This window comes from Lactobacillus sp. N54.MGS-719 (genome assembly GCF_000980505.1).
Lineage (GTDB): Bacteria > Bacillota > Bacilli > Lactobacillales > Lactobacillaceae > Lactobacillus > Lactobacillus amylovorus.
In genome coordinates, this window is sequence record NZ_LARO01000021.1 from 23,154 (window position 1) to 39,968 (window position 16,815).

The following is a 16,815-nucleotide window of genomic DNA, read 5'->3' on the forward strand; positions in this document are numbered from 1 at the left end:
GAAACAGAGAAGAGCTACTAAGAGATCGTTAGATTTGTTAGTAGCCTTTTTTCATACAATGGGAGTTTTGAGAAGGTTAGGTTATGAATAAAAAATATATTAGACTAGTATATTTTGCACTGCTGGCAGCACTGCTTTTTCCAATTATTACATTTTGGCTAGCGGATTCTTTCCAAATTAACGTGATTAACGCTTTGTTAATGATTTTTGTATTAGCAATCTTCGTTGGCCTATTTTCAGCTAGATACTTAGTTAGTTGGCTGATTATTATTTTGACTACAGTCGCAGTTGCTTTTTTGCTGCTGGGGTATGTGGTAATGGCAAGTACTGAAAAGACATTCTTGATTATTGCCTTTCCGGTTGAAGCAAGTTTATTAAGTGTAGTGCGACACCATATTTTGGACTGGAGTATTGTCTCTGGTCGTGAAAGCGATGCTAAGCGCTTGATAGGCCACTATAATTTAAACGTGAAGCTGCAGACTTATTACAATGCAAGTAAATTCTATGAAGATGATCTGAGAAAGATTAAACGTTACCCTGACATGAATATTTGGGTTAATGCGGAATTGATCAGTTGGGAACATCACCAACAAGTCGAAGAGCACCATCCACAATATCATGCCAAGTTATTACGTGAGATTGCCAAGATTTTAAAGGAGACACGCCTAAAAAGCGAGTTTATCTATTACACTGGCGATGGTAAATTCTTGATCCTTTCACCTAGAGTTACAGATGAGATGCATAAGGAATTAGATGAGCAAGTTTACATTGCTTTGCAAAAATTGGATACCGGAATTCCGTTGATGCTTAAAGTAGCAACTCAGAATGTAGACTTGCAAAACTGTGAAAAGTTTTCTGATCTGGACAAGCTCCTTAAGCATTTGGAACGAGGCCTAGAAACAGATATCATTGTGGAATATTTGAAGGATGATCAAAATGACTAATTGGTTTTACTTTTTGGCAGTTGGCATTACGTTGATTTTTATCATCTGCTTTTTCATCATTTTCTTTTGTACATTAAAAATTTTAAGTAATATGGAACAGACTTTGATTAAATCGAAGAGGAAGAATGACAATGAGTGATGTAATGCAGATAATTACGTTGATTTCGATTTGGCTATCGCTGCTCATGTCGATGGTTACTCTAAGTGGGGCAATTGCATTTTGGCTAAAGCACAGCAAGGTTTTAGTTAAAATCACACCGCTTCCTCGTTATCCTAAAGTGACGATCGTTGTCCCAGCCCATAACGAAGAATTGGTAATTAAAAATACGGCGACAGCAATTTTGAATCTTAATTATCCTAAGGATAAATTAGAAGTCTTATTTTACGCGGATAACTGTGAGGACCATACTGCTGATGTTCTAGACAGTGTTTTAGCAGAAGAAAGGTTTAAAAATCGTAACGCTAAAGTAATTAGACGAACTGGTACCGGTGGTAAGGCCGGAGTTTTAAACGATGCCTTGAAAATTGCTCACGGTGAATACCTAGGCGTTTATGATGCGGATGCCATGCCTGAAAGCAATGCACTGTACTTTTTAGTTCGAAAAGTGTTGGAAAATCCTAAGCGTTATATGGCGGCTTTTGGTAGAAATAAAACGCGTAACGCTAAGCAGAACTTTTTAACTAGATGTATCAACCAAGAGATCGTTGTAACGCAGCGAATTCAACACTGCGGTATTTGGCAATTATTCAAAATTGGCCGAATTCCAGGTACTAATTTCATTATTAATAAAGAATATGTAGAATCAATCGGTGGCTGGCGTAATGGTGCCTTGACCGAAGATACCGATATTTCCTTTAAGATTATGGGCTCAGGCAAATTGATTGCACTGGCTTATAACTCTGAAGCTTTCCAGCAAGAACCAGAAAGATTGAAGGACTATTACTTCCAGCGTTTGCGCTGGGCTAAAGGTAACTACGAAGTGGTCATCAACAACTTCAAGCACTTGTTTGATCGAAGCAATTGGCGAGTAAAACTAGAAACGTTTTATTACTCATGTACTTTCTTCTGGTTTAATGCCGCAATTATTTTGTCTGACATTATTTTCTTAGCCAATGTGATTGCAATGATCGTCCACATTTGGCAGCCAGGAGTGCAATTGCCATTCACAATTACTTCAAGCAACATCTTGCTGGCACAGATTTTGTTGCTTAATTGGCTACTGATGATTTTGCTTTATATTTTGCAAATTTATGCGGCCATGTGTACGCAGTTTGGTCAGGCAACTACTGGGCAAATTTGGCTAGCCTTGGCCTCATATTTCTCATATTCGCAATTGTTTATCGTAGTTTCCGTTCATGCAGTATGTTCAGTTACGGCCGATAGATTGTTCCACCGTGATAGTACTAAGTGGGTTAAGACGAAGAGATTTGCCGATTAAGGAAGAAAAATGAAGAGACTAAATCATAATCATCATTTATCCCTGTATTTTATAGTGATTATCGCTATTTTTTCAGGGATTATGGCATATGTACGATTGCAAAACAGTAGCCAATTGCGCCACAATTTTTATAGACAATGGCACAAAGATTACGTTGTTAAAGTTAATCAACAAGAGAGTTTTATTGATACGACGCCAAAAACAGAAACCAGAACCGCGCTATCTGAAGGGCAAGGCTACGGCATGTATATTGCTGTTTTGTCTGCTAAAAGAAAGTGGAGCAAGAAAGAATATTTTGATCAACTGAATAATTTTTATCTCAAGCACCGCGAAACGATTAATAAAGACAAGACAGCATTAATGTCTTGGCGTGCCGTTGAAAATAATGGTCACTGGACGATTAATAAAAATAGTGCCACAGACGGTGACTTATTTATTGCCCAGGCATTATTACTAGCCAGCAAGCAGTGGCATGATGATAAGTATCAAAAAGAAGCGCATGCCATTTTGCAAGATATTTTGCGCTATGAGTACAATCCTGATACTGAAACGCTGACTGTCGGAGACTGGGCTGATTCGAAGTCCAAGTACTACAATTTAATGCGGACTTCTGATGTGATGCCGGAATTCTTCGACAACTTTTATCAAGAAACAGGTGATAAGCGCTGGCTCGTGATCAAAAATACGATGCTTAAGCGACTTAACCAGCTCAGTCATCAAAATAAAACTGGCTTAGTGCCTGATTTTGCTTGGGTAAGCAAAAATGACGCCCAACCGGTTAAGCCTAAGACTATTTCAACGGAAAATGATGGCTACTATTCTGCTAATGCTTGTCGTGTTCCGATGATGCTGGCGGGATGCAATGATCGCTCAGCACAGAACACTTTAAAGAGGATGCTTAAATTCTTTAGTAAGCAAAACACCATAACAGCAGGCTATACTCTAAAAGGCAAGCCATTAAACAAGTACCAGTCTGCCAGCTTCAGTGCACCGATTTTCTATGCCGTATCGTTCAATCGAAATGAAGGCTATGACGATTTGTTCATGTCTCAGCAGTATATTTTTACGCGTCATTTACCGCAAAATAATTATTATGATGCCGCATTGACGACAATGGCTGCTTTAGATGCTGATAAGTTATAAAAAATCCCACAAAAGTGGGACTTTTTTTATTTTTGTTTTTATTTATTCACTTGTTCTTGCATCCTGGCAAGTGCTCGTTGCAAAGCTAGGGAAACAATTAGAGCTAAAAGATCGATGACGATGAAGACGACTAGGGTCACAAAGTAGTTGTGCAGTATTTGGTGAGTGTAGGATAACAAAATTGGACCTACCATTCCCGCTGCGGCCCATGCCGTTAAGACATATCCATGAATTGCTCCTAATTCACGAGTACCAAAAACGTCGCCTAAATATACTGGAATTACTGAAAAGCCAGCACCGTAACATGATAAGAGTAGGCAAAGGGCAAGAGCAAAAATCACGGGTACTTTGCACAAGATTAAGGTGATTAACATGACGATATCCAAAATAAAGATGGCGCTGTAAGTTCTAGGCCTACCAATATAGTCTGATAAAGTTGCCCAAATTAAACGACCAAAACCGTTGAATAAACCTAGGATACCGACCATTATGGCAGCGGTATTTGCTGTCATGTTTTGACCAGTTAGGCTGAAATGACTTGCTTTTTTGATCACTGCTTTTGGCAATTCATTTTGACGCGGCTTTTTAATAAATTGGGTAGCTATAATCATGACCAGAAAATAAAAGATACCCAAAATATAAAAGGTGCTGGAAACACCAAAACTTGCCATTAGAGTTTGAGCAATCGGACCCGTCAATAAAGCCGCAAAGCCAAAGCCCATGATGGCTAAACCGGTAGCTAGGCCACGCTTGTCCGGAAACCAGCGGATGATTGTAGAAACAGGAGTTACGTAACCTGCTCCAAGGCCTAATCCGCCGATTACACCATAAGCTAAGTAAAGTAGCCATAGTTGTTGGTTGCTAATTGCAGTCCCAGTTAAAAAGACACCCAAACCGTAACAAACACTAGAAATTGTACCAGTGATTGTGGGTCCGAACTTTTCAACTAAACGTCCCATAAAGGCTGCTGACATCCCTAAAAAGAAAATAGCTAAACTAAAGGCAAAAGAAACGGAGGTTTCTGCCCAACCGGTTTGTTTAACAATCGGACCGGTAAAAACGCTCCAGGCATAGACGCCGCCGATCATTAAATGCAGTGTGATCCCGGCTGAGGCGATAACGTACCTATTTCTAGTTTTTATCATTGATTCTCTCTACAAAACATGAACAAATATTGATGAAACTAAATAATTTGTTAGTCATCTAAAAGATAAGTTATTAATTATTATCTAGTCAAGAGAAACACTTTATATAAAACACGAATAATACTACTAAAATTCAGCTATATTTGCATCTCATTTTGATTTTTGATAACATAGTGAAAATTTTTAAGAGGAGGACAAAAAATGGGATTAAATGCATACATTCAAGGTTTTAACAGTTTAGAGTCAATCGATCGTGCACCAGGTTACTTCAAGTACCACCACCACTCAGTAGCTGATCACTGCTTCAGAACAGCTGAACTCGCACAAATGATGGGTGATATCGAAGAAGTTCACGGCAATAAGAAGATCAATTGGAAGGCCCTTTACGAAAAGAGTTTGAATCATGATTATACTGAACGTTTCATCGGTGATATTAAGACACCAGTTAAATACGCTACTCCTCAACTTAGAAAGATGATTGGTGATGTTGAAGAAACAATGACCACTAAGTTCATTAAGGATGAGATTCCAGAAGAATTTCAAGAAATTTATACTAAACGTCTCTCAGAAGGCAAAGATGATACTTTAGAGGGTAAAATTTTATCAATCTGTGATAAATTAGATTTGTTATATGAAGCTTATGGAGAAATCGAATTAGGTAATCCTAACCCGGTTTATATGCAAATGTTCAAGGAAAGTCTTGAAACGATCAAGAAGTTCGACGATTTAGTTTGCGTACAATACTTTATTAAGAAAATTTTGCCAGATCTTTTTAAAGGTGATTTCGCGGGAAAGGATAAGATGCAACGAATAGCTTTTAGCATTCTATTGTTAGGGGATGATTAGGTGAAATTTCAATGTAGTTCATGCGGGCTGCGCATGGACTCTTTGCATTTTAAGCAAGAGGGGTTAATGAATCCTAAGTTGACCAGTATTTGCGACATTTGTATCACGCGCAACCTGAATCCGGAAGATTACGCAAATGATGCGGTCGCAACTTTTGCTCAAAGTTTGCTTTACACGTTTGTCGGTGCAAAGAAACAAGATCAATCAGGTTTTATTGTGAAAAATAAAAAGGACCGTAAAAAATACGAAGCCTTTTTACAAGATTATGATGGTAATGAAATCGCCCGCCAACAGATTAAAAGGTCTGATTTGAATTTGGCGGTAATTAAAAGCGAAGATGGCAAGCTTAATTATGTGCCTAACCAAGGCGTAACTTTTGAGCAAAATTTAAAGGGAATGGGTTTGGAGATCAATTTCCAGTTAAACGAAGTTGATTTTATTGATCGTGAACGCATTCGGGCCAAGTATAAATACCGCTGCCAATATTGCGGCAGACGTGGCCACAGCGTAGATCATAAGGATCCTGTTTCTCTTAGTCACAACAACAGCTTAGATAATTTAACTTTAGCTTGTGCGGAATGCAACCGAATTAAGTCGGATATGCCTTATAAGTTGTTTATTCAACTGAATTATCAAATTTCTGAGATCAATAAAAAGCTAGTTAAGTATGAAGATGCGCTGGGTACTTTGAGAGAAGAATTTGAGCATCGTCGGCGCTATTTAGCGGCTCAAGTACACCTTAAGGGTGTGATCAATGATCCTGAGCTAAATGCGATTAGAAAGCAAAATAAGAGCTTACAGGATGCCATTGATAGTTTACAAAGTGATTATGATGATTTGCGTCAAACGCGCAAGACGTATTTTGATACGGGCTGGAAATTAGCTCGCATTAAGGAAAATAAGGATATTATTTAAAACGTAAAAAAGCGCTATTTTTTGTAAACTCAATTCAAAATAGAAAATGAGTTTTAAAAAGATCATCCCCATATAGGAATGATCTTTTTAATTTTGATCTATCTAATTCGATCTTCTGGATCAAATAAATATTTGTCCCATTTAACTTCATTTTGAACAGTAGGGTGGAAGAGCAAGAATGCTAGCAACAGTTGACCAACGTAAGGAATTACGCCCAGCCACCACCAACCACCGTTAAAGCCTGCGTCGTGCAGACGACGAACAGTGTGACCTAATTGTGCTAAAAAGGCCCAAATAGCTGCTGCAATAAAGAAAATAATAAAAATGATGAAGATTACACCGATTACCTTGGCATCGCCAGAATCAGATTCAGTAACGCTGAAAGGAGCTAAAAGCATGAAAGCAAGTAGGTAACAAGCAAGTACGCCGATTGTCATGATAACTTGGCTAATTGCAGTACCTACCCAGAATGAGGTTCTAGTAGATCTAGCATCCCACTTGAAGCAGTCAAAGAAGTGTTCCTTCAAGATTTGACCAATAGTTGGTACAGGAACATTACTTTTTGCGCTGCCCTCAGGATAATCTTGATCGCTGAACAAGTACTTGCCCCATTTAACCTTGTGTTGGACAGATGGTTGAAGTGCTAAGTAAAACATAAACATTGTTCCATAACCAGTGAAGGTAGCCCAGTACCAGTAGCCGCTGTAGCCAACGTCATGCAAACGACGGATCATTTGACCAAGGCCAGCTAGAAATACCCAGACATAGATAGCAATCGCAACCACAGCGTCGATTACTCTGATACCTGGATTAAGGCCTTCATTGAAAGCATAGAATCCAACTACAATAGCTAAAATGGCAATAATGAAGTTGGTTAAGACGCTCCACCAGTAGGACTTACGAGTGGTTCTTGCGCTCCAATCGAAGGGATGCAAGTAGGTTTCGTTTAAAATTTGACCAAAACTTTCTGCGGGTGGTTTTGGTAAATCTTCATCATACGATTTGACGAAGTAATACACTCTTTCATTCATAAATATTCCTCCAATTAATTTTTTATTAATTATAAACTAAAAAAGCAGAGAAGTAATCAAACTTCTCTGCTTTTAAAATTTTAAAAGTCCATTTTTCTGAAGTTACTCAGGAACTTTTGTGTCTTTTCGTTCTTTGGATGATCAAAGATTTGATCAGGTGAACCTTGTTCAGTAATGATACCGTCACTGATGAACAATACACGGTCTGAAATGCTCTTGGCAAAGCCCATTTCGTGGGTAACGATCACCATCGTCAAACCGGTTGTAGCAAGTTTTTGCATAACGTCTAGTACTTCGCCAACCATTTCTGGGTCAAGGGCACTAGTTGGTTCGTCGAACAATAAAACTTCTGGATTCATTGAAATCGCACGGGCAATAGCAACACGCTGTTGTTGACCACCAGATAATTGTTGTGGTTTAGCCTTGATAAATGGATCCATACCAACCTTTTTAAGGTTCTCCATAGCAATCTTACGTGCTTCGTCTTTTGAACGCTTGAGGACCAATTCTTGGCCGATCATGCAGTTTTCCAAAACATTCTTGTTTTCGAATAAGTCGAATTGCTGGAATACCATGCCGACCTTGGATCTAAAGGTATTACGGTTGTAACCAGGTGCCAAAATGTTTTCACCGTGGAAATCGATCTCGCCACCAGTAGGTTCTTCGAGCAAGTTGATGCAGCGAAGGGTAGTAGACTTACCACCACCGGAAGGACCAATGATGGTCACGATCTCGCCTTTGTTGATATCGAAAGAAATGTCCTTCAATACCTTGTGAGCCCCATAGGACTTTTGCATATGCTTTAAACTTAAAATTACTTCGTTTGATTCAGTCATTAATTGTTTGCCTCCGCATCTTTTGGAGTACCAACTTGAACTTGGTTAGCCATCAAGTTGTAGTTCTTGTTACCTTCGAGTCTCTTTTCAATGAAGTTGAAGATTCTAGTAATAGTAAAGGTCAAAATCAAGTAGATTGCTGAAATCATTAAGTAAGTTGGGAAGAACTTGAATGATTGACTGGCAATAGTAGTACCAACGAAGAACAATTCAGAAACTGAGATGATACTCAATACTGAAGTATCCTTGATGTTAACGATAAATTCGTTGGTGATTGATGGTAAACAGTTTCTAATAGCTTGAGGCAAGATGATATGCCACATTCTTTGGTTGTGGGTCATACCAAGTGCACTAGCTGCTTCGAATTGACCTTCTGGAGTTGAAATAATACCACCACGGATAACTTCGGCCAAGTAGGCACCAGTGTTGATGGAAACAATGATCAAAGCGGCAACGGTTCTGTTCAAGTTCAAGTGCCAGAATTGAGCGATACCGTAGTAAATTACGGCTGCCTGAACCATCATTGGAGTACCACGGAAGATTTCAACATAAACTGATAATAACCACTTAACAAAGTTTAATGCCCAGCGCTTGCCGCGAGTAGTAGGTGTTGGAATAGTACGAACGATACCAACGAGCAAACCGATGAAGAAACCAACGATAGTACCAACTAAAGCTAAGAGCAAAGTCATGCCGATACCTGACATGATCATGCCACCGTATTGCTTCCAGGTAGTAACAAGCCAGTTTTCCTTCTTAGTTTGGTTACCAGCCTTAGGTTGTTCCTTAACGGCTTGTGACATTAATTGATCACGCTTTTTGTTAGAAATAGTTCTCAAAGTAGCGTTAACTTCGTTTAAAAGTTTAGTGTTGCCTTTCTTGACACCGATACTAGTAACGGAATCGTCGTGGTCAACCTTGAAGCCGGCCATCTTGTTCAAGTTAATGGCAACGATGTTAGGGTTAACGTTGTGGTAACTTTCAAATTCGATGTCTTCGGCAACGTAACCGTCGATAGTGCCTGAAGCTAAACTTTGACGCATAGCTGAGAAGTCACGCATCGCAGGTTGACGCTTAGCACCCTTTAATTGCTTGATTAAGTTGTAGTGCAAAGTACCTTGTTGAGCGGTTAACTTAGCACCTTTAAAGTCAGTTAATTTCTTAGCATTTGAGTACTTGCTTGCCTTGTTAGTGATAACAACGAAAGTACTCTTACGGTAAGGTTCTGAGAAGTTGATGGCCTTACGTCTTTCAGGAGTAGGTGACATACCAGCAATGATCAAGTCAATTTTGCCTGAAGTTAAAGCTGGTAAAAGTCCATCCCATTGGGTCTTTTCAACGATAACCTTTTTATGAAGTCTCTTACCAATGATCTTGGCAATTTGAACATCATAACCGTTAGCGTATGAGTTAGAACCATCGATATGAACCGCACCATTAGCTTTGGTTGGTTGAGTCCAGTTATATGGTGGGTAGTTAGCTTCCATACCGATCTTTAATGTGCCGGAATCTTTTTTAGCAGCTTGAGTCGAATTACTACTAAAGCTGAAACCGATAAATATACTGAGGAGCACTGTAAGTAATGCAGCGATCCATCTAAATCTTGACTTCAATTGTAAAACCTCCGAAAAAATAGTTTTAACATAAAGCCAATACAATAAAGCGTAAATAAAAACCTCGTTTGCCAAAACAAACGAGGGTCATAATCATCAGTATTTAAACCAAATCTTATAGCGCTCCCTGGGGACTAACCAGGACAGTCTATAGAATATTGTTCTATAGCCCAACAGATCAACACGCGAATGTTAAATCCATTTCGGCGGCAGCCCTAAGATAACCTTCATTGTCTTCGCGGACTCTGAATTATCTTGTGGTTGTCGCAACCTCTATTGCATTGGAAAATTATTTAACTGATAAAAAGATTAAAAGAAAAGTGAAGTTTTGTCAAGCCCAACCTTTGCTGTAAGCGCAATCTCTTTTTTTCATATCTGAAACGTAAGGATTACCAGCAACGTAAAAACGTAATTTTTTGTTAGCCCAGACAGGATCAGATTGATTAATCCCGACGCGTTTATCTGCGATTATTTCCTGGGCAATACGTTTATGATTATCGTCTAAATCGATGATAAATGGCGAATCTGAAAGAAAATGTAGATTCCAGTTTTTATTGTGGATACCAAAAGCTTGCATCATTTTAGCAGGACCGTTGGTGAGGAGAACTCCGCTTTTACCATTTCTGTTTTTAACCATAGTATCAATACCCCAAGCAGGATCAATTGCGCGAATCAAAACTCCTTGTGGTTCATTTTCTTCTTGGCAGGCAACATCGAAGAAAAAGTATTGTCGTTGAGCATAAATATAAATGGTGCCGCCAGTGCGATAAAGGCCTTCGTTAGAGGTACTGCGGCGACCACCGTAAGAGTGGGCAGCACGGTCGAGTTTTCCTATGTAAGCTTCGGCCTCTACGATATAGCCGCCAAGTTTTTCTGTTCCATTATTAAAAGTGAGTGGTCGTCCAATTAAATCACGGGTGATTTCATCAGTGGGACGGTTAGTAAAATATTCTGCGTAATCCATAAAGTGCCTCGTTGTTTCTAATTTTTGCTTTTAGTAATACACTAAAAAAAGAAGCGAGGAATTTCAAATGACAGAAATTAAATTAGTACGAATTTATGATCATGAACAACCCGAAGGCTACCGAATTTTAGTTGATCGGATGTGGCCACGTGGTATGAGTAAAGTTAAGGCAGACTTGGGTGAATGGGATAAGCAGATTGGCCCAACAAACGAATTAAGAAAATGGTTTAACCATGAAGATGAAAAATTTTCCGAATTTAAAGAAAAGTACATCAAGGAATTGGATGAAAATGACTTTACGCCTGAATTTATTGAGACAGTAAAGGATAAGTTAAAGTCTGGCGATGTTCTGTTTCTTTATGGTGCTAAGAATAGGGAACATAATCAAGCAGTTGTGCTTAAGGAATATGTTGAAAGTAAAATGTAACTAAAAAAGCTTACCTCAATTGAGATAAGCTTTTTGCTTTCTATAAATGTTTATGTCCATGCTTTCTGATGCGCCAGAAGTGGAAAATAATGGTTATACCTAAAATTGCAAAGACGAGAATTGCGAATGCTGTATTAGGCATTTCCCATCTTAGTGGTGGCAAAGCCAATAACAACTTAAGTGCAATAATTCCGATCAAAACATAAGCCATTGGCTGCAATTCCGGAATTATGTCCATCAACTTAATGATAATTTCGGCCACACCTCTCATGCAGAGGATACCGATCATACCACCAATTAAAACAACTACTGGGTTGTCTGAAATAGCCAAAGCTGCAAGAACGGAGTCGATTGAAAAGACGATGTCCATTGATTCAATCGAAATAACTGTCCGCCAGAAAAGAGAAAGGACGTGTTTTTTCTTCTTTCTCTTTCCTTTATGACGTGCTTCTTCACGCTCTTCCTTTTCTTTTTCGTGTTCAGCTGCTTGCTTAGGGTGGCGCTGATCATAGAAGAACTTGAATGATAGGTAGAACAAATAAATACTACCGGCTAATTTGATTTCCCAGAAGTTGATCAAATAAGTACCAATCCCAATAACGATGAATCTAAAAAGGTATGCGCCCCAAAGACCATAGATCAGGGACTTTTCCTTTTCAGCTTTAGTAGGTAATACTTGAGTTTGAGCCGCTAACACTACTGCGTTATCAACTGAGAGCAGACATTCCATGATGATTAAAGTAAGAATAATCATCCAGTCCTTGCCACTGGTTAAAACGTGCAACCAGTTATTGCCATCGAAAAAGGGTGTGTACAATTTAAGAATTGCCATGCAAATGACTCTTTTCTAGTTTAATTAATCTGATTTTTTCTTGTTGTCCTAAACGATAGGTGCCCACTTGGTTGTTAGATAAAACAACTCTGTGGTCTGGAATGAAAAATAATACCGGATCAACAGCAACAGCGTGTTCAACTGAGCGATAAGAACTTGCATCAGGCATACTGGTTGCTACACCTTCGTAACTGATAGTCATTCCATAAGGAATTCGTTGCACCGCTTGCAAAACTCTTCGCTGAAATTCAGTTCCAAATTCTGAAATATCAATCGGAACGTCGAATACTCTTCTTGTTCCAGTGAAATATTCTTTTAGCTGCTGAACATATGGTGCCAATCTTTTAGGATCACGCACGAACATCCGGTGAGGATAGAAACTGAAGATAGGAGAAACAGTTTCATCTCATTTAAGCCCTACATATGTTAAACCGAACTCTGAAGCCGTTAAAAAATAAGTTCTCGGCTCAATCGTGACGTAATCATAATAAAAAAACTTTGCCATGTTTTCAACACCCATATAGTTATTGTTTATAAGAATAACAAAACAAAAATTCTAATTCAATTGTTTAAATGCATCAAGCGCGTCTCCAATGATTTGTTTTACGCCAGGAGCCGGAATTTCAGTTTTGTTAATCGAATAAATTTTTGCGTTTTCTTTGCGGTAGGCCAATAGTTGGGCAAATGGATAAACCACAAAACTAGTACCGCTGATGATAATTAAGTCGGATTTTTGCATAACATTGACCGAATTGTTTAGCGTTTCGGGATTGATTGATTCCCCGTAAAGCACAATTCCTGGACGAATAATTCCGCCGCAGTTTTGATGAATGTAGCCCTTGGCGTATTCATCATAGGAAACTGGCTGATGACATTTAGTACAGTATATATTATACAAATTGCCGTGGAATTCTGTTACGTGTTCATTGCCAGCTTTCGTATCCAATCTATCAATATTTTGCGTGATCAAATCGCCTTTTTTATTGCAAATTTGCGCAATTTTTTCATGAATTAGATTTGGCTTGGCATCGGGAAAGTACATATTGTCCATCACGAAATGATAGAAAAATTCGGGGCGATTAAAGAGTGTACTTTCACTTAAAATCGTCTCGGGACTTTCCTGTACGCCATTGTAGATACCGTTTTTGGAGCGGTAATCGGGGATGCCTGAGTGTGTAGAAACACCGGCTCCCGTTAAGAAGACAACATGTTTTGCATTATCTAAATCTTGCTGCAATTCAGTTAAATCATCATGATTCATTATTTTGCCTCTGAAAGAATTACTATGTATAATTATATATCGACTTTTTGTTATAATAAAACAAATAAAACGTTGAGGAGAATTCTTATGACATACATGTCCTACTTTTATATAGTAATTAACATCTTAATGTTGGCTTATGCTTGTTACAGTTGGTACTGGCAAGCAAAGGTCGAATTCCGTGGTCACTACCGTGCTTCCTCAATTGTTTGGGCTGTCATTTTTATCTGGCTAGGCTTTACCTGGAACTACATTGAAAAAGGTGATCCAGGCTTAAACGTCTTCCTAGCTTTATTCCTATTAATCAGTATCGTTGATGGTTTCTCAGGTTTCAGTCCTAAGAGATTAGTCGTTTCCGGCTATTTCAAACGCACTGTCAAATATGAAGATATTGCTGACATCACTTTGATCAATATGCAAAATCAAAGAAAGCCATTGATTGTGGCTCTTTTTAGAACGAAGGACAACAAGTCATACATGATGCGTTTCCGCAATCAAGTGAATGAAGTTGTACCAGCCCTTCAAAAATATATGGGCAAAAATGTCTCAGTCGAAATCCAATAATTATAAAATTGGTGATAACATACGAGAAAAACTCTGCAAGGTTCGTAATAAACGACCTTGCTTTTTTATTTCCTCAGGTGTGAGCAAATGAGATTTCTTCATATCTTCTTCAAAGACCTGAGCCATTTTTTCGTTGAAATCTTTATCGTAAAAAATAGCGTTGTCTTCAAAGTTCAAATCGTATGAACGATAGTCTTGGTTCATTGAACCGACGCTAGAAAATTTGTCATCGATGATAGTCGTTTTCGCATGTAAAAAGCCATCTTCGTAAATATAAATTTTGACACCGCAACGAGTTAACTCATTAGCGTACCATTGCGTAGCGCGATAAATGAATGGGTGGTCCGGTTTGCAAGGAATCATGATGCGCACGTCGACACCCGATGCAGCAATCGTTTGCCATGCCGCAAAAACGGCGTCATCTGGTATCAGATAAGGCGTTTGAATCCATAATCTCTTTCGAGCCAGTAGCATGAGTCGCATCATGCCGTTGCGCATGTATGGCGTGTAACGGTCGGGACCATCTGAGACGATTTGCGTAGCGATGTCGCCCTGATGAATGTTGGTTTCATCAAGATCTGGAAAAAGAGTGGAGTTAAAGCGAATGATCTGATCTGCTTCTTTAACTGAAGCGTTCCAGTCCATCACGAAACGTTCTTGTAAAAGCAGAGAGGCAGAACCCACAATGCGTACCTGACTGTCGCGCCAATGACCGAATTTCTTTTTCTTACCTAAATATTGATCACCAATGTTGAAACCGCCAGTCCAAGAAATCTTACCGTCAATGACCACGATTTTGCGGTGCAAGTGGTAATTGATACGGTATCTGGTGATCATATTTTTAGAAGTAATAAAGGGCAAAACTTCGCCGCCCGCATCCCGCAATTGATCAAACCAGGCTTTAGTGGCACCCATTGAGCCCCAGGCATCGTAGATTACGCGCACCTTAACGCCTTGTTGGGCCTTTTTAATCAACAGTTGCAAAACACGGCTGCCAATGTTGTCACTGTAAAAAGTGTAGAATTCGATATTAATAGTTTCTTTAGCGCGAACAATGTCTTTTAGCATGTCGTGGAAGAAGGTTTCGCCTTCCGTGTAAAGCTCAACATTATTGTTTTTGGTCAAAGGAGATTCATCATCCTGGTTAAAAAAGCGGATGGCTATCTCACCGGCACTTGACGTATCAGAAGGGCTGACATGCTTAGGGGCCTCAGTAATTGACTCCTGAACATTGTGCAGGCCGATGTGTTTCTGTTTATTGATGGCAAAAATGTTTTCCTGGGAAATACCTCGACCAAAAAAGGCATAAAGGGTAATACCGACTACTGGCAGAATAAGCAAAATGATCAGCCAAGCCCAAGTTGTAGAAACTGAACGCTTCCGGTGGAAAACGATGTAGAAGGCTAAGATCGTATTAGTTATAAAGATAATTCTGATAAAATCATGCCACCAAATCATTTTCTTCCTCCATAAAAACTATTTTTTTAAGTTAAGAAATTTATTAATAATGTCAATTACGAAAGGATTATCGTGCATCCAGCTGTGTTCTGCATCGTTTTTGCCACGGACCTCGACTTCTTGGTAGAAATGAGCTTTAGGGGCCAAAATGTAGCGAATGCTTTTAGCTGAGACGACGGAAATAAATTTATCTGTATTAGTATTGTCCAAGACGTTGCCGTAGATATTTAAGACGGAAATGTTGGGATTGAATTTTCTGCGGTTGAATAAAAGATAGAGATAATGTGGGTTCATCATGCTTGGACGTCCGTTTTCGTTTAAAACATTAACGTTAGGGATGTCGCCAAGATAAGTTACCCCGTCAAATGGACCAGCAATAAGAGCGCATTTAGTTAAATGCGGAAAAGTTTTACTTGAAGAATGCTTCATCTCGGTTCTAATGATGCAAGGACAAGCAAGTGAGTGGGCCACTGCGATGTAGTTTTTGAAGTGGTATCTTTTAGATAAAAATGGCAGGACAAAACTCAGGTAATAGTCGATGCCATAGATGCCGACGATTCTTTGCCGGAAGGCAATTTGCACGATGGGATGCTTGTCACCTGTCCAGGTACCTTCAAGTTTAAAATTACCGAGTAAATCGACAGTAACCTTTAAAAATTTCTCGTTTCCTTTGTCTTTAGTTGCCTGATGCACCATGACATTGGTGGTGTAGTCACCGCCGCGGAAGCCGTGGAAATAAATGATCGGCACTTGCTCGACGTCGCTTTCTTCAACGACCACATTATCGGTAATATGGCGCTTATGCATGCGCAAGAAAATACGGGTTGGGGCAAAAGTTGCCAGTAGTCCCAATGAAATCATGTTAAACATGGTGGGTTCTTGCTTTAGATCATGTTTATGGTTCTTTTCCGCTTCTTCAGCGTATTTTTTAGTATTGAAAAACAACTTTTGCTCACCTTCATTTCTTTTCTATATAATGTGAATGGTAATAAGTACATTTTAACATTTAGTGGAAGTTTTTTGATTTTTGAGGTAGCTATGAAAATTTATGCAGTAAAAAAAGGTCGCGTTCCAGGCGTTTATCGCAATTGGGATGAGGCCAAAAAACAAGTGGATGGTTTTTCCGGCGCTGAATATAAATCCTTTGAGAATATCACCGATGCAATTGATTATTTGGGCTGGCAAGAAAAGTCACATGAAGAAACAATCAACCGCAAAGATGACACGCTAGAAAATGCCATTGAAAAAATAAAGCACAACAGTAAAAAGCCGGTTAAGGCAACCAAAAATAAGAAAACAAAACATACTAATCTAGTGTTGGATGATTACTCGACGGAGTAGTCGTTCAACACTTTTTCTTTTACTATGTAAAGTGGAGATGAAGCCAATGCCGTGAC

The 16,815-nt window shown here is 39.0% G+C and carries 16 protein-coding genes, 2 pseudogenes and 1 riboswitch; of the genes and pseudogenes, 8 read left to right on the plus strand and 10 right to left on the minus strand.

All coding sequences use genetic code 11. The annotated features are described in order from the left end of the window. Positions 1 to 83 precede the first annotated feature (83 nt). The 3 genes from WS44_RS05280 (at position 84) to WS44_RS05290 (ending at position 3,526) form a co-directional block, all read left to right on the plus strand. On the plus strand, positions 84 to 944 hold the full coding sequence (locus WS44_RS05280) for a hypothetical protein (protein ID WP_046433532.1): 861 nt from the start codon (positions 84 to 86) through the stop codon (positions 942 to 944). Positions 945 to 1,075: 131 nt separating this feature from the next. Then, positions 1,076 to 2,383, plus strand: coding sequence for a glycosyltransferase family 2 protein (locus WS44_RS05285; RefSeq protein ID WP_013436955.1), 1,308 nt, complete (start codon positions 1,076 to 1,078; stop codon positions 2,381 to 2,383). Between the two features lie 9 nt (positions 2,384 to 2,392). Next, positions 2,393 to 3,526, plus strand: coding sequence for a glycosyl hydrolase family 8 (locus WS44_RS05290; protein WP_046433534.1), 1,134 nt, complete (start codon positions 2,393 to 2,395; stop codon positions 3,524 to 3,526). A 38-nt stretch (positions 3,527 to 3,564) separates the two neighbouring features. On the opposite strand, the gene WS44_RS05295 is transcribed toward WS44_RS05290, so the two are convergent. Then, entirely contained in the window at positions 3,565 to 4,671 is a 1,107-nt protein-coding gene (locus tag WS44_RS05295) for an OFA family MFS transporter (RefSeq protein WP_046433535.1), read from the minus strand. 201 nt (positions 4,672 to 4,872) lie between these two features. Here WS44_RS05295 and WS44_RS05300 point away from each other — a divergent pair, with 201 nt between their 5' ends. After that, complete coding sequence (locus WS44_RS05300; RefSeq protein ID WP_013436958.1) at positions 4,873 to 5,517, plus strand: YfbR-like 5'-deoxynucleotidase; 645 nt, start codon at positions 4,873 to 4,875, stop codon at positions 5,515 to 5,517. Next, on the plus strand, positions 5,518 to 6,432 hold the full coding sequence (locus WS44_RS05305; protein WP_046433538.1) for an HNH endonuclease: 915 nt from the start codon (positions 5,518 to 5,520) through the stop codon (positions 6,430 to 6,432). Between the two features lie 98 nt (positions 6,433 to 6,530). Here the strand turns inward: WS44_RS05305 and WS44_RS05310 are convergent, their stop codons facing one another. From WS44_RS05310 to WS44_RS05325, 4 genes are all read right to left on the minus strand, one after another. After that, positions 6,531 to 7,463, minus strand: coding sequence for a DUF805 domain-containing protein (locus WS44_RS05310; protein WP_046433541.1), 933 nt, complete (start codon positions 7,461 to 7,463; stop codon positions 6,531 to 6,533). 80 nt (positions 7,464 to 7,543) lie between these two features. Continuing rightward, complete coding sequence (locus tag WS44_RS05315; protein WP_013436961.1) at positions 7,544 to 8,299, minus strand: amino acid ABC transporter ATP-binding protein; 756 nt, start codon at positions 8,297 to 8,299, stop codon at positions 7,544 to 7,546. Then, on the minus strand, positions 8,299 to 9,912 hold the full coding sequence (locus WS44_RS05320; protein ID WP_046433544.1) for an ABC transporter permease subunit: 1,614 nt from the start codon (positions 9,910 to 9,912) through the stop codon (positions 8,299 to 8,301). The genes WS44_RS05315 and WS44_RS05320 overlap by 1 nt, the downstream gene beginning before the upstream one ends. A gap of 110 nt (positions 9,913 to 10,022) precedes the next feature. Then, a riboswitch (Lysine riboswitch) is annotated at positions 10,023 to 10,196 on the minus strand. A gap of 47 nt (positions 10,197 to 10,243) precedes the next feature. Next, positions 10,244 to 10,876 (minus strand): DNA-3-methyladenine glycosylase, encoded by a 633-nt coding sequence (locus tag WS44_RS05325; RefSeq protein WP_046433548.1) that lies wholly within the window; start codon positions 10,874 to 10,876, stop codon positions 10,244 to 10,246. Between the two features lie 67 nt (positions 10,877 to 10,943). On the opposite strand from WS44_RS05325, the gene WS44_RS05330 reads away from it, so the two are divergent. Next, the gene (locus WS44_RS05330; protein ID WP_013641377.1) at positions 10,944 to 11,303 is read left to right on the plus strand and encodes a DUF488 family protein; all 360 of its coding nucleotides are present in this window, start codon (positions 10,944 to 10,946) and stop codon (positions 11,301 to 11,303) included. Between the two features lie 40 nt (positions 11,304 to 11,343). Here the strand turns inward: WS44_RS05330 and WS44_RS05335 are convergent, their stop codons facing one another. From WS44_RS05335 to WS44_RS05345, 3 genes and pseudogenes are all read right to left on the minus strand, one after another. Next, positions 11,344 to 12,135: a TerC family protein gene (locus WS44_RS05335; RefSeq protein WP_013641378.1), complete on the minus strand. Its 792-nt coding sequence runs from the start codon at positions 12,133 to 12,135 to the stop codon at positions 11,344 to 11,346. Beyond that, positions 12,122 to 12,640 (minus strand): annotated as a pseudogene (locus WS44_RS05340) (methylated-DNA--[protein]-cysteine S-methyltransferase). Before WS44_RS05340 ends, WS44_RS05335 begins: the two are co-directional and overlap by 14 nt. Before the next feature lie 51 nt (positions 12,641 to 12,691). Further along, a complete protein-coding gene (locus WS44_RS05345; RefSeq protein WP_046433550.1) occupies positions 12,692 to 13,396 on the minus strand; it encodes an NAD-dependent protein deacylase in 705 nt (234 codons plus the stop codon). A gap of 87 nt (positions 13,397 to 13,483) precedes the next feature. On the opposite strand from WS44_RS05345, the gene WS44_RS05350 reads away from it, so the two are divergent. Next, complete coding sequence (locus tag WS44_RS05350) at positions 13,484 to 13,960, plus strand: hypothetical protein (protein WP_014565497.1); 477 nt, start codon at positions 13,484 to 13,486, stop codon at positions 13,958 to 13,960. Here WS44_RS05350 and cls read toward each other — a convergent pair whose 3' ends face one another. Continuing rightward, positions 13,961 to 15,418, minus strand: coding sequence for a cardiolipin synthase (gene cls, locus WS44_RS05355; protein WP_046433554.1), 1,458 nt, complete (start codon positions 15,416 to 15,418; stop codon positions 13,961 to 13,963). Between the two features lie 18 nt (positions 15,419 to 15,436). Then, a complete protein-coding gene (locus WS44_RS05360) occupies positions 15,437 to 16,363 on the minus strand; it encodes an alpha/beta hydrolase (RefSeq protein ID WP_013641382.1) in 927 nt (308 codons plus the stop codon). Between the two features lie 93 nt (positions 16,364 to 16,456). Here WS44_RS05360 and WS44_RS05365 point away from each other — a divergent pair. Continuing rightward, positions 16,457 to 16,672: pseudogene (locus tag WS44_RS05365) on the plus strand (RNase H1/viroplasmin domain-containing protein); the annotation flags it as partial. Positions 16,673 to 16,815 lie beyond the last annotated feature (143 nt).